Annotated in this window: 11 protein-coding genes, 3 tRNA genes and 1 pseudogene; 3 read left to right on the top strand and 12 right to left on the bottom strand. The window is 64.1% G+C overall.

The annotated features are described in order from the left end of the window. Positions 1–78: 78 nt before the first annotated feature. From ACX0GZ_RS00725 to ACX0GZ_RS00745, 5 genes are read right to left on the bottom strand one after another with little or no spacing between them, the layout of a single operon-like run. Complete coding sequence (locus tag ACX0GZ_RS00725; RefSeq protein ID WP_458812221.1) at positions 79–1,065, bottom strand: DNA polymerase III subunit delta'; 987 nt, start codon at positions 1,063–1,065, stop codon at positions 79–81. Beyond that, positions 1,062–1,685 (bottom strand): dTMP kinase, encoded by a 624-nt coding sequence (tmk, locus tag ACX0GZ_RS00730; protein WP_458812224.1) that lies wholly within the window; start codon positions 1,683–1,685, stop codon positions 1,062–1,064. The genes ACX0GZ_RS00725 and tmk overlap by 4 nt, the downstream gene beginning before the upstream one ends. 11 nt (positions 1,686–1,696) lie before the next feature. Then, entirely contained in the window at positions 1,697–2,860 is a 1,164-nt protein-coding gene (locus ACX0GZ_RS00735; RefSeq protein WP_458812227.1) for a D-alanyl-D-alanine carboxypeptidase family protein, read from the bottom strand. A 46-nt stretch (positions 2,861–2,906) separates the two neighbouring features. Next, positions 2,907–3,767 (bottom strand): SPOR domain-containing protein, encoded by an 861-nt coding sequence (locus ACX0GZ_RS00740; protein ID WP_458812230.1) that lies wholly within the window; start codon positions 3,765–3,767, stop codon positions 2,907–2,909. After that, the gene (locus tag ACX0GZ_RS00745; protein WP_458812233.1) at positions 3,751–4,800 is read right to left on the bottom strand and encodes a lytic murein transglycosylase; all 1,050 of its coding nucleotides are present in this window, start codon (positions 4,798–4,800) and stop codon (positions 3,751–3,753) included. Before ACX0GZ_RS00745 ends, ACX0GZ_RS00740 begins: the two co-directional genes overlap by 17 nt. Before the next feature lie 96 nt (positions 4,801–4,896). On the opposite strand from ACX0GZ_RS00745, the gene ACX0GZ_RS00750 reads away from it, so the two are divergent. Beyond that, positions 4,897–4,986: transfer RNA gene (locus ACX0GZ_RS00750), tRNA-Ser, on the top strand. A 343-nt stretch (positions 4,987–5,329) separates the two neighbouring features. On the opposite strand, the gene ACX0GZ_RS00755 is transcribed toward ACX0GZ_RS00750, so the two are convergent. Both ACX0GZ_RS00755 and ACX0GZ_RS00760 read right to left on the bottom strand, forming a co-directional pair. Next, entirely contained in the window at positions 5,330–6,382 is a 1,053-nt protein-coding gene (locus ACX0GZ_RS00755) for a Leu/Phe/Val dehydrogenase (RefSeq protein ID WP_458812236.1), read from the bottom strand. A 106-nt stretch (positions 6,383–6,488) separates the two neighbouring features. Continuing rightward, positions 6,489–6,565 (bottom strand) — tRNA-His (locus tag ACX0GZ_RS00760). Between the two features lie 165 nt (positions 6,566–6,730). Here ACX0GZ_RS00760 and ACX0GZ_RS00765 point away from each other — a divergent pair. After that, entirely contained in the window at positions 6,731–7,420 is a 690-nt protein-coding gene (locus ACX0GZ_RS00765) for a prolyl hydroxylase family protein (protein WP_458812239.1), read from the top strand. Positions 7,421–7,493: 73 nt separating this feature from the next. Here the strand turns inward: ACX0GZ_RS00765 and ACX0GZ_RS00770 are convergent, their stop codons facing one another. The 5 genes and pseudogenes from ACX0GZ_RS00770 to lon form a co-directional block, all read right to left on the bottom strand. Beyond that, the gene (locus ACX0GZ_RS00770) at positions 7,494–7,727 is read right to left on the bottom strand and encodes a hypothetical protein (RefSeq protein ID WP_458812241.1); all 234 of its coding nucleotides are present in this window, start codon (positions 7,725–7,727) and stop codon (positions 7,494–7,496) included. A gap of 24 nt (positions 7,728–7,751) precedes the next feature. Then, the gene (locus ACX0GZ_RS00775; protein WP_458812244.1) at positions 7,752–7,988 is read right to left on the bottom strand and encodes a hypothetical protein; all 237 of its coding nucleotides are present in this window, start codon (positions 7,986–7,988) and stop codon (positions 7,752–7,754) included. 162 nt (positions 7,989–8,150) lie between these two features. Then, a tRNA-Val gene (locus ACX0GZ_RS00780) sits at positions 8,151–8,225 on the bottom strand. A gap of 89 nt (positions 8,226–8,314) precedes the next feature. Next, positions 8,315–8,590 (bottom strand): annotated as a pseudogene (locus ACX0GZ_RS00785) (HU family DNA-binding protein); the annotation flags it as partial. Between the two features lie 149 nt (positions 8,591–8,739). Continuing rightward, positions 8,740–11,136: an endopeptidase La gene (gene lon / locus ACX0GZ_RS00790; RefSeq protein WP_458812247.1), complete on the bottom strand. Its 2,397-nt coding sequence runs from the start codon at positions 11,134–11,136 to the stop codon at positions 8,740–8,742. A 151-nt stretch (positions 11,137–11,287) separates the two neighbouring features. Between lon and ACX0GZ_RS00795 the strand changes: the two genes are divergently transcribed. Further along, positions 11,288–12,916, top strand: coding sequence for a M1 family metallopeptidase (locus tag ACX0GZ_RS00795; RefSeq protein ID WP_458813266.1), 1,629 nt, complete (start codon positions 11,288–11,290; stop codon positions 12,914–12,916). The last annotated feature ends 66 nt before the right edge of the window (positions 12,917–12,982 follow it).

Below are 12,982 nucleotides of genomic sequence, written 5' to 3' on the forward strand. Positions count from 1 at the left end.
CGAAGTCGAGAAACAGGGTTTAGCGCTCGGAACACATTTCTCGACTTCGCTCGAAACGAACGGACGCAGCTGTTGCGATTATCCCGATCTGCTCGGCGCCAGCCGCGCGACGATCCCGCCCAGTTCGAACACGCTTGATTGCGCATCCAGCGACAGCCCCAGCGAACTCGCCGCTACCGATCGGCTTGCGTCATAAACCCGAAGCGCCGACGCCAGCGCATCGCCCGACAATCCGCGCGCGCGCTCAGCGACGAAACCCGGAACCCGCTCCAGAAACGCTTCGTAGCGCGGCTGTGCGTCCTTGGTCGAGAGCGATTTGGCGAGCCGGTTTCGCACCGCATTGTCCGCATCGCCCGTGTCCGCAATCGTCGCCAGATCGCGCTCGATCGCGGCAAGGTCCAGCCCCACAAAGGACAGCGCCCGTCCGGGCGATCCACCGCCCGCGCGGACCAGCGTTTCGATCTCCTCGGCCGACGCATCGGGAAGCTGCGCGCGCAGCAACCGCGCGACATCGCCGTCCGGGACCGTTTCGAACCGCAACACCCGACACCGCGACCGGATCGTCGGCAGCAACCGCCCCGGCGAATGGCTGATCAGCAGGAAGATCGTGCCAACCGGCGGCTCCTCCAGGCTTTTGAGCAGTGCGTTCGCCCCGCCGCGTTCAAGGTCGTCGACCGAATCGATGACGATGACCCGACGATCCCCCAGCGTCGGTCGCGTCGCAAACCGCGCGATCAGTGCGCGAACATCGTCGATCGGGATCGAACGCTTCAGCCCTTTCTCTGGCTTTTCGGGATCGACCGGCGGCCGCGACAACACGCGAAAATCCGGGTGATTGCCCTTGTCGAACAATTGCGACGCCATCCCGCGCGGATGCGCGGCGGGGTACAGCACGCCCTCCCCCTCTTCCTGTGCGGCCAGCAACCGTCCCGCTGCCTCGACTGCGAAGCTCGCCTTGCCGACGCCCTCCGGTCCCGCGAACAGCCAGCAATGGTGGAGCGATCCGCTCCGCGCAGCCTGATAGAACGCCTGATGCGCGGCGCTGTTTCCGACGAGTGACGTCATGGCAGCAGCTCGGCGAGATCGGCCACCAGCGCATGCGTGACGCTGTCGGGATCGCCGCTTGCATCGATCCGGCGTACCCGATCGCCCTCGGTGTCGGCGATACGCGTGAAGATCGCCGCCACCTGCGCGTGAAAGTTGCTCGCGCGCAGCCCGAACCGATCGGTGACATCCCCGTCGCGCGCACCGGCGCGCGCCGCTCCGGCCTCCGGTGACAGTTCGAGGAAATAGGTGCGGTCGGGCAGCAACCCCTTCGATCCGAATCCGTGCAGCGCCAGGATCGCGGCGTCGTCGATCCCCTGCGCCCCCTGATAGGCGCGGGTCGAATCGATATAGCGGTCGCAGATCACCCAGCGTCCCGCCTCGATCGCGGGGCGGATGAGGCGCTCGACATGATCGGCACGCGCAGCGGCGAACAGCAGCGCTTCTGCATGCGGACTCCAGCGCGCAACGTCGCCCTGCATCAACAGGCTGCGGATCGCCTCCGCGCCGTCGCTGCCGCCGGGTTCGCGAGTAACGACGACCTGGATGCCGCGTTCCTCCAGCGCGGCCGCGAGGCGGCGGACTTGCGTCGACTTGCCCGCCCCTTCCCCGCCTTCGAGCGAAATGAATGTGCCGCGCACCGTCGGGTCGATCAGGCGAACAACGCCATCAGCCCGGCCCAGGCGCGACCGAAGAATCCGGCTTCCTCGACCGCGGTTTCGGCGACCAGCGGCATGGTCTGCGGCGCCATGCCCGGCATGGTGACGACCAGGTCGGCGACATGCTGGCCGGCGGCGATCGGCGCCTTGATCGGGCCGGAATAGACGACCTTCGCCTCCATCTCGGGCGACGCGCCTGCGGGGATGGTAACCGTCAGATTCTTGGGCGCGACCAGTCCGACTTGCGACGACGAACCCAGTTGCACCTCTGCCGTCGTCACCCGCTTGCCCTGCGACACGACCGGACGCGCGCGCCATGCACCAAAGCCCCATTCCATGAAGCGCACCGATTCCTCGGCGCGCCCATTGTAGCTGCCCAATCCGGCAACCACCATGACCAGACGCCGCCCATCTCGTTCGGCCGATCCGGTAAAGCCGTATCCCGCCTCGCTGGTATGCCCGGTCTTCAACCCGTCGGCGCCGTTGACGCGGCCCAGCAGCGGATCGCGGTTCGGCTGGGTGATCGGCGAACCGCCCATCGTTTCGCCAAAGGTGAATTCGCGCTTGGGGTAGAAGCGCTTGTAGAGGTCGGGGAAATTGGTGACCGTCGCCGCCGCCAGCTTCGCCAGGTCGCGCGCGGTGACATAGGTGCAGCCTTCGTCCGGCCACCCGTTCGAATTGCAGAAATTGCTGTTCGTCATGCCCAATTCCTTGGCCTTGGCGTTCATCAATCCGGCAAATGCTTCTTCCGTCCCGGCGACACCCTCTGCCAGCACCACCGACGCATCGTTGCCCGACACGACGACGATCCCGTCGAGCAGATCGGCGACGGTCACTTCCTGATTGGGCGACAGGAACATCGTCGATCCTGCGCTTGGCCCATGCCAGCGCTGCCACGTCTCGGGGCGCACGCGCAGCCGCTGGTCGAGCTTCAATTCGCCCTTCTTGATCAGGTCGAACGCGACATAGGCGGTCATCATCTTCGACATCGAAGCAGGCGGCATCCGCCGGTCGGCGTCCTTGACGAACAGCTCAGCACCCGACGACAGGTCGATCATATAGGCGACCGGCGCCCCGCCCTGAAACGACGGCGCCTGCGCCGCAATCGGGGTGGCGAGAAGGGCGGTCAGGACGAGAGCGGGGACGATCTTACGCATCAAATATGTATCCGGTCTTCAAAAGGTTGTGACGGCAAACTTAAATTCAGTTTGAACGGACGACGGCGGCATCGCGGTATCCCGCCGCCACCGCCTTGGCGCGCGCGGCATCGGCTTCGGCGCGGGTCGCGAACGGCCCCATCCGCACGCGGGTAAGCGCCCCACTGGCGTCGGTAAAGCCACCCAGTCGCGTGGCGAGCGATTTCGCATTGGCCGCGTTGGAGAAGGTGCCGACCTGGACCACGAACCTGCCCGTGCGGGGTGTGCTGACGCTGGCGGCAGGCGCCGGCGCGGCGGCGGGTTTCGGCTTCGGTGCGGGAGCAGGCGTGGGCGATGACGACGGTGCCGGGGGCGGTGCCGGAGTGGTTGGCGCAGGCGTCACGCTCGCAGCTGTCGGCGCTGCGGGAACTTGCGGCAATTGCGCCCGAAGCCCCTTCAACAACGCGTCCGGCGCGTCGAGACGGGTCGGCGCCGCACCGCCCGCCGCCAATGCGGCTTCATCCTGCGCGGTCGGCGCCATCGCACGCACGCGAACCGGTGCGGGCCGCGAAAAGTCGATCCCCAACTGGCTTGCAGCCGCCGGGGACAGCGCGACGACCGATCCGGTCGGCAACGCCGTCTGCTCCACGATCGCGACCAGGATCGTCTTGCCGTTGTCGAGCGCGGTGACTTCGACGAACTCGCCCGACCTCAGCGTCGCGTGCGCGGCATAGGCGCTGAACCGCGGCGGCGTCGCCCCTTCATAGGCGCGGGCATAGCCGACCTGATCGACCCGTACCTCGCCCGGCTGCAATTGCGACGATCCGCTCGGCACCCCATCGGGCGCCGTCGGCATCTCCTGTGGTGCAGCGCCCCCCAGCGCGAGTGCCGCCAATGGCAGCAGGACCAACTCAGCGCGCGATTTCATCCGCCAGCAACCCCACCGACAAAGCATAGAAATTGGAACAATTGTAATCGAGGATGACGCGGTAATTGCCGGTCAACAGATAGGCGGTCTGGCCCGGCCCGTCGGGCTCGATCAGCGACGCCATGACATTGTCCCCCAGCGTCCGGCCCTGCGGCGTGATGCCCAGCGCGCGCCATTCGGCCATCGTCCGCCACTGGCTATGCCGTTCGAACACGCGCGGGCAACGCGGGGACACCATGCGCGTCGTCAGTTCGCTGCGGTTGAATCCGCCCGGCACGCGCACCGGCACGCCCCAGGGTTCGCCCGAGCGCCAGCCCGAAAACACGAAATAATTGGCGATCGACGCCAACGCGTCGGCTTCGCTGCTCCAGATATCGGCGACGCCGTCGCCATCGCCATCGACGGCCAGGCGCAGATAGACCGAGGGCAGGAATTGCGGATGCCCGGTCGCCCCGGCCCAGCTGCCGACCAGACGCGACCGCGGGATGCCGCGATCCATCGCTTTCAATACCGCGATGAACTCGCCGGCGAACAATTCGCGACGCCGCCCTTCATAGGCCAGGCTGGCGAGCGACCGCGCCAGGTCGAAATTCCCGCGCACCGCGCCGTAATTGGTTTCATGTCCCCAGATCGCGACCATCACCTGCGTCGGCACGCCGGTTTGCTCGGAAATCCGGTAGAGCGTCGGGCGCACCCGTTGATAGGCGTTGCGCCCTCGATTGATCCGCGACGCATCGACATGGCGCGCCCGGTAAGGCGCAAAGGGCGGGATCGCGCTCGACCCCGGCGCACCGCCCGGCTGGGCACGATCGAGTTCGACCACGCGCGGGTTATAGGTCAGCGTCGGGACGACCGCATCGATCGTCCGCTGGCTGACCCCCTGACGCCGCGCTTCGGCGGACAGGGTCCGCATATAGGATTCAAAACTCGCCCCATCCTGCGCGAACGCGGCAGAGGAGGGACAAATGGCTGCAAGCGCGAACGCGAAGAGGCCTAGCCCCGCTCGCCGCGCATTTCCGAACACTACCCGCATGACGGTTGTTATGCACAGCGCGGGGGCCGCGCGAAACCCCCGACGACACATTTGCTTGCAACAAACCCGCCGATCGCCCTATTCGCGCGCTCAAGCGGACAGGTGGCCGAGTGGTTTAAGGCAGCGGTCTTGAAAACCGCCGTGGGTGCAAGCTCACCGTGGGTTCGAATCCCACCCTGTCCGCCAAAATAGGGGGCGACATGCTTAAGGCGCAAATCCACTGGAGGGGAACGACAGGCGTCGTAGTAGAGTGCGAGTTTGCCTACCCTTTGAAGGAGGGTGATGCTTTTGTCGTTCAAGAGGGCGACGAACGTTTTCTCTGCAAAGTCGAGTCTATCGTCCATTTCCCGGTGAACGCTGGGTCAGGCGATACGCCGTCCGTTGGACTATTCGTATCCCGGCAGCCCGCCAGCGAGAGCTATTGGCTGAAGCAATTCTGGGACGATCTACTCGGAAATCTATTGCAGCTAAAATAGAAGCGCCTCGTACATGAAGGTCCGGATCATTAGGGATTTCCTGTCCCAAAGACTCACCCCCGCCCGATCAACCTTTGCGCGATCTGGTCCGCAACCTCGCTCTCCGGCGCACCCGAGCGGTCGCTTTCGTCCCACACCTCGACCAGGCGGTCGGGGATGCGGGCGATGCGGGCTTCCACTTCGGCGCGGTCGCCCTTGCCGAGATATTCCAGACCGACATTGATGATGCCGCCTGCGTTGATGACGTAATCGGGGGAATAGAGGATGCCGCGCTCATGCAGGCGCTTGCCATCGGCACGGGTCGCGAGCTGATTGTTGGCGCCGCCCGCCACCGCCTGGCATTTCAGTGCCGCGATCGTGCCTTCGGTCAGCACCGCGCCCAGCGCGTTGGGGCTGACGATATCGGCTTCGATTCCCAGGATCGCGGTCGGGTCGGCGGTTTCCGCGCCCAGTTCCGCCGCGAATTGCGCCACGCGGTTCTGATCGACATCGGCGATGGTCAGCCGCGCACCGTCCTTGGCGAGCAGCTTGGCGAGCCCGCCGCCGACGCTGCCGATGCCCTGGATCGCGACATGCACGCCCTTCATGTCGTCGGCGCCCAGCGCGCGCTTGGCCGCCGCCTTGACGCCCAGATAGATGCCCATCGCCGTGAACGGTCCCGGATCGCCGCCCGCGCTGCCCTCGCCCACCGGCAGGCCGCTGACGTGGCGGGTCTGCGTCGCGACCACCTGCATCCGCGCTTCGGACATGCCGACATCCTCTGCGGTCACATAACGCCCGCCGAGTGACTCAACCGCCCGACCGAAAGCTTCCAGCTGTGCAGTGGTGATGACGTCGCCCGGATTTGCGGCCAACACCACACCCTTGCCCCCGCCCAGCGGCAGGTCGGCCATCGCGTTCTTGAAGCTCATGCCGCGCGACAGCCGCAGCGCGTCGGTGATCGCCTGATCGGTATTGGCGTAATGCCAGAAGCGGACGCCGCCCGCTGCCGGTCCCAAATCGGTCGAATGCACCGCGATCACGGCCTGCAACCCCGAATCTGGGTCGGTGAACAGGTGAATGCCTTCGTGATCGTCGAAGTCGGCAAAGCCCCAATTGGTCAGCACGCGCTCAAAATCCCCTCATGCTGGCCCGGTTCATCGGATCGCCTGGGGAACGCCTGACTGGATCGCCGGGTGGACGCAGCTAGCCGGTGCCGGGATCGGCAGGAAATGGGGCGACCGACGGGACTTGAACCCGCAACTTCCGGCATCACAAGCCGACGCTCTAACCAATTGAACTACGGTCGCCGTAGAGCCGCGCGATTAGCGTCCGGGGGCGGCTCGGGTCAAGCATATCGGCGGCTTTCCCGCCAAACGCAAGATGCGTTCGTCCATGCGCCTGTCATGGATATGTAACGTGCGTGGGCAAGGGCGCGGCTGGAACGAAATGCCGCGAACGGGCATGAAGGAATGATGGCTGATATCCGACAAATCGACACGCCCGCGAATCTCGGCTCGGGATGGCCAATCGAGCCGGTGATCGCGCGGCTCGTCGCGCGAACCGGCATCCAGCGCGTACCGTCACCCAAGCTCGATCTGTTCATCCAGCGCGGCTTTCTGGACGACACCATGTGCGCCGATCTGATTGCGATGATCGACGCGCGGCGGCGGCCCTCGACGGTGTCCGACTATAACGGGGACGCGGCGTTTCGGACGAGCGAGACGTGCGATCTGGACAGCGCCGACCCGCTTGTCGTGCAGCTTGATGCGATGCTCCACGCGTTCATCGGGCTCGACCCCGCGCATGGCGAACCGGTCCAGGGTCAGCGCTATGCCGTGGGTCAGGAATTCAAGGCCCATACGGACTATTTTGAGCCGTCGGGCGTCGATTTCCATCGTTTCTGTTCGGAATCGGGCAATCGCACCTGGACGGTAATGGTGTATCTGAACGAGCCCGATGCAGGCGGCGCGACCCGGTTTAAGGCGATCGACAAGACCGTGCAGCCCGAGACAGGCAAGCTGGTCGCCTGGAGCAATCTGCGCGCAAACGGCACGCCCAACCCGTCAACCCTCCACCACGGCATGAAGGTTCGCGCGGGCACCAAATACGTCATCACCAAATGGTTTCGCGAGCGCCCCTGGGACTGGCGCAATGGATCGTAAGCGCGCGAAAACGCCCATGAAAAAGGGGAGCGGTCGCCCACTCCCCTTCTTCGAATTTCAATCAACCCGTCGCTTACGGGCTGACCGGCTGATCGTCGTCGTCAATCGCTACGATCGCGGCGATGATCGCCGCTGCGCCGACGGCAATAGCAAGTATACCCGCTGCGCCGCCGCCGAGTGCGTTCGATTCCTCGGTTGCGGTCGATGCGCGCGTCTGGCTGATCGACAGGCTGCTGGCCGGATTGGCCATCGCCGGTGCGACGGCAAGCGCCGCTGCCGCGATGCTCATACTGATCTTGGTAAGCATAACGTCTCCTATCTCCGGCCTGGCTTACGGGCTGACCGGTTCGTCATCGTCGGTGCCGACGATCAGGATGATCGCACCGGCAACGATCGCCAGCGCGCCGATGGCCGCCGCAACGCCGCCCCCGGCGAGTTCCGAACCTTCCGAAGTTTCGGACGACGCCCGAACATTCTGTAACGATAGCGAAGAGGCGCTATTGGTGGCGAGCGCAGGCGTGGCGGCGGTCGCCACCAGCGCTGCGGACGCCAGAATTGTTTTAAACATGGGGTACTCCTTTCACGACCTCGTCTCAGCGAACGCGGCTTGTCTGGCTAAGTTCCGACAATATTCGGTTAAATGCCAACGGGTTCGTCGGGAAACGGCCACCATTCGTCCCGCACAACCCCAAAAAAGGCCTGCCGTCCGACTGGGCGACAGGCCTTTTCATGGTGGGCGCGACAGGGATTGAACCTGTGACCCCACCCGTGTGAAGGGTGTGCTCTACCGCTGAGCTACGCGCCCACGAAACCGGCGTCGCCACCGGTCGGGATGCGAGGCTCTAGGCAAGGCGCGTAGGCTTGTCCAGTCCCCTGCCACCCCTCAGTTCAAAATCAGTTTACCGCGTCCTTCAGCCCCTTGCCGGCCTTGAACTTCGGCTGGGTCGATGCCTTGATCGTCATCGGTTCGCCGGTGCGCGGGTTGCGGCCTGTCGATGCCTTGCGCTTCGATACCGAAAAGGTGCCGAAACCGACAAGGCGCACTTCGTCGCCCTTTTTCAGCGCGCCGGTGACCGAATCGAACACTGCCTCGACCGCCTTGGATGCATCCCCCTTGCTCAGCCCGGCGTGATCCGCAACCTGACTGATAAGCTCTTGCTTGTTCATATCCCTCTGAACCCCTGTTCTGAAAAAGCAGAAATCTGTTTTTAGACTCGCGACGCATTAGCGTCGATGGGGCAATAAGGCCGGTGATTCGCCCGGAGTCAAAGCATTTCGGGCGGATCACCGGTGGGATGCGGGACAAAAGCGCTGCGAAATCAGTGGCGAACCGCCTCTCCAATGCCGGGTACGATGTGTGGCGGTTGCGCCGCCAGGTCGTCTGCCTCGCTCCATTCGATCGCTTCCAGCGCGCCGGTCAATGCCAGCCGCAGGACTTCATCGACATGCGACACGGGAATGATTTCAAGCCCTTCGCGGATGTTCTTTGGAATCTCCGCCAGGTCCTTTTCATTCTCCTCCGGGATCAGCACCGTTTTGATCCCGCCGCGCAGTGCCGCGAGCAGTTTTTCCTTCAGCCCGCCGATCGGCAGCACGCGACCGCGCAGAGTTACTTCGCCGGTCATCGCGATATCCTTGCGAACCGGAACACCGGTCAACGTCGATACGATCGAGGTGACGAGACCAATGCCCGCCGACGGACCATCCTTGGGCACCGCGCCTTCGGGCAAGTGGACGTGGATGTCCTTGCGGTTGAAGATCGACGGCTTGATCCCGTAGCTGGGGCTGCGCGCGCGGACGAAGCTGAACGCAGCCTCGACCGATTCCTTCATCACGTCTCCCAGCTTGCCGGTGGTTTTTATGACCCCCCGGCCCGGCACGGTCACGCTTTCGATGGTCAGCAACTCGCCGCCGACTTCAGTCCAGGCGAGGCCCGTGACCGCACCGATCTGATGCTCTTCCTCGCCGATTCCGAAGCGGTATTTGCGCACGCCTGCGAACTCGTGAAGATTGTCGGGCGTTACGGTGACGCGGTCGGTCTTGTTTTCGAGAATGCGCCGCAACGCCTTTCGCGCCAGCTTGGCGATTTCGCGTTCGAGTGTGCGGACGCCTGCTTCACGCGTGTAATAGCGGATCAGGTCGCGCAGCGCCTGTGGATCGAGCGTGAATTCGCCGTCCTTCAGTCCGTGCGCTTCGATCTGCTTTTCAACCAGATGCCGCTCGGCGATCTCGACCTTTTCATCCTCGGTATAGCCCTCGAGCCGAATGATCTCCATGCGGTCGAGCAAGGGCTGCGGCAGGTTCAGGGTGTTCGCGGTGCAAACGAACATCACGTCCGACAGATCGATGTCGATCTCCAGATAATGGTCGTTGAACTTGTTGTTCTGTTCGGGATCGAGCACCTCAAGTAATGCCGACGCGGGATCGCCGCGGAAATCCTGGCCCAGCTTGTCGATCTCGTCGAGCAGGAACAGTGGATTGCTCGCTCCCGCCTTTTTGAGGTTGGTGACGATCTTGCCTGGCAGCGAGCCGATATAGGTGCGCCGGTGCCCGCGAATTTCGGCCTCGTCGCGCACGCCGCCCAGCGACTGGCGGATGAACTCGCGCCCCGTCGCCTTGGCGATCGATTTGCCCAGCGACGTCTTGCCGACGCCGGGAGGGCCGACCAGGCAGAGGATCGGGCCTTTCAGTTTGTTGGTCCGCGCCTGGACCGCCAGATATTCGACGATCCGGTCCTTGACCTTTTCCAGCGCATAATGATCCTCGTCGAGCACCGCCTGCGCGGTTTCGAGGTCTTTCTTGAGCTTCGACTTCTTGCCCCAGGGCAGGCCGAGCAGCACGTCGAGATAATTGCGCACCACCGTCGCCTCGGCCGACATCGGCGCCATCGTCTTGAGCTTCTTCAGCTCCGCCGTCGCCTTGGTCCGCGCTTCCTTCGACAGTTTGAGCGTCGCGATCTTCTGGGTCAGCTCGGCGACCTCGTCGCCCTCGCCTTCCTCGCCCTCATTTCCCAGTTCGCGCTGGATCGCCTTCAACTGCTCGTTGAGATAATATTCGCGCTGGGTCTTCTCCATCTGGCGCTTCACGCGACTGCGGATCTTCTTCTCGACCTGGAGCACGCCCAGTTCGCCCTCCATGAAGGCGAACACCATCTCCAGCCGCTTTTGCGGATCGGTTTCGACCAGCAGCGATTGCTTGTCGGCAACCTTGACCGCGATGTTCGACGCCACCGCATCGGCCAGCCGCGACGCCTCGTCGAGTTCCGACAATTGCACCGCCGTCTCTGCGGGCAGCTTGCGGTTGAGCTTGGCGTAATTCTCGAACTGATCGACCACCGACCGCATCAGCGCCTGCGCTTCGGGACCATCGACGACCTTTTCCTCGACCGGCGACACGTTCGCGGTCAGGTAACCGTCCGCCTCGCTCAGATCGTCGAGCTTCGCGCGTTCCTTGCCGGACACCAGCACGCGCACCGTGCCGTCGGGCAGCTTCAACAATTGCAATACTTCCGCCGTGACGCCGATGTCGTACAGATCGTCGCGGGCCGGATCGTCATTGGCGGGGTCGAGCTGGGCGACCAGGAAAATTTCCTTGTCGGCGGCCATCGCGGCCTCGAGCGCGGCGACCGACTTGTCGCGGCCGACGAACAGCGGCACGATCATGTGCGGAAAGACGACGATGTCGCGCAGCGGAAGTACGGGATAGGAAGAACGCATGAATGCTCCGAATACGCCCAACGGGGCTTTGTTCGCCTCTATATGGGAACTGCGAACAAAGCATCAATCGGGGCTGGTAGCGAGTGGGTTTCTGATTGCGTCCGCGCTTGCCACGACCGCCAGCGCCCAGACGTTGCAAGGCACGCCGGGCATGCCCGCGATCACCGAGCGGACCAAGGCATCGGGCGGCCCGTTGTCCCCCGAGCGCGCCGCGCTGCGGATGGAGGCGGCGGAACTCGACATCGAGATTTTCCCCGATACGCGAACGCTAAAGGGTGTCGCGACGCTGACGCTGACCAACAGCGCGCCGCTCGATCGACTGCTGATCGATCTCGACCGCAATTTCGCGGTTACGGGCATCATGGTCGATGGCAAACCACTGGCGAAAAGTGCCTGGAGCAACCCGGACGGCGAACTCGCCATCACCCTGCCCGCCCGTGCCGTTGCCGGAGGAAGGGTCGCCGTGCGCATCGCCTATCAAGGCGAGCCGCACGTCGCCGTCCGCGCGCCGTGGGACGACGGTTTCGTGTGGAGCGATTATCAGGGTGCTCCCTGGCTCGCGACCACCGGACAGGGCTATGGCTGCGACCTGTTCTGGCCCTGCCTCGACTTTCCGCAGGGCGAGGTCGGCAAGATGACGATGCGGATCACGGTGCCCCAGGGACTGTCCGCGCCCGCCAACGGCAGGTTACTGGGCGTGGACCAGCTATCCGATGGACGCGCCCGCTGGAACTGGGAATCGGGCAGCATCAATCCGTATCTGGTCGCGCTCAGCGTCGGGCCTTTTGCCGAGATCAAAGCGGACTATCGCAGCCGTTACGGCAATGCCTTCCCTATGCATTTCTGGCATTTGAAAGGCCGCGAGACACAGGCGGCGGGGCTGTTCGCCGAATTCGCCCCCACGGTCGATTTCTTCGAGGCGCTGATCGGCCCTTATCCCTTTCCGCAAGAAAAACTGGGCGTGGTCGAGACACCCTATCTCGGCATGGAACATCAGACGATCAACGCGTACGGCAACAATTACCGCAAGGACGAAACGGGGTTCGACTGGCTGTTCCACCACGAACTGGCGCATGAATGGTTCGGCAACCAGATGACCGCCGCCGACTGGGACGATTTCTGGCTCCACGAAGGATATGGCCAGTATATGCAGCCGCTCTACGGCCGCTGGCGCGAGGGCGAGGCGCGATACGCCACGATGATGGACGCGTTCCGGCAACAGATCGTCAACCGCGCGCCGATCGTGTCGGGTCGGTCGCGCACGTCGAACGAGGTCTATGAACTCAGCCTCGGCGGACCGGGGGGCGACATTTATTACAAGGGCGCATGGGTACTTCACACGCTGCGCAACACGATCGGCGACGACGCCTTTTTCGATGTGACCCGACGCATTGTCTATGGCCGTGCCGATCCCAAGCCGGGAAATTTCAGACCACGTTTCGCGACGACCGATGAATTTGCGAGCTTGGTGAATCAAGTAACAGGGAGGGACTATGACTGGTTCTTCGACGTCTATCTCCGCCAGGCCGCCCTCCCCGAACTCGTCGAAACGCGCGACGGCGACCGATTGACGCTGGCGTGGAAAGCACCGGGCGGCGCGCCCTTCCCACTCCCCGTTGAGGTTCAAATCGATGGCGACGTGCGATCACTGTCGATGACCGGCGGCTCGGAAACCATCGAAGTGCCGACCGGCGCGCATGTCGTGGTGGACCCGATGGCCCGTATCCTCAAACGCTCACCCGCGATCGAAGCGATGCAGGCGCAGCGCGGTGGCGGATGATCGCGCGCGACAGGCCAATCGCAGGATGGCTCGAGTCCGATAGCTCGGCCTCCCCTCATCCGCCAA

Source organism: Sphingomonas aestuarii, from assembly GCF_054457155.1.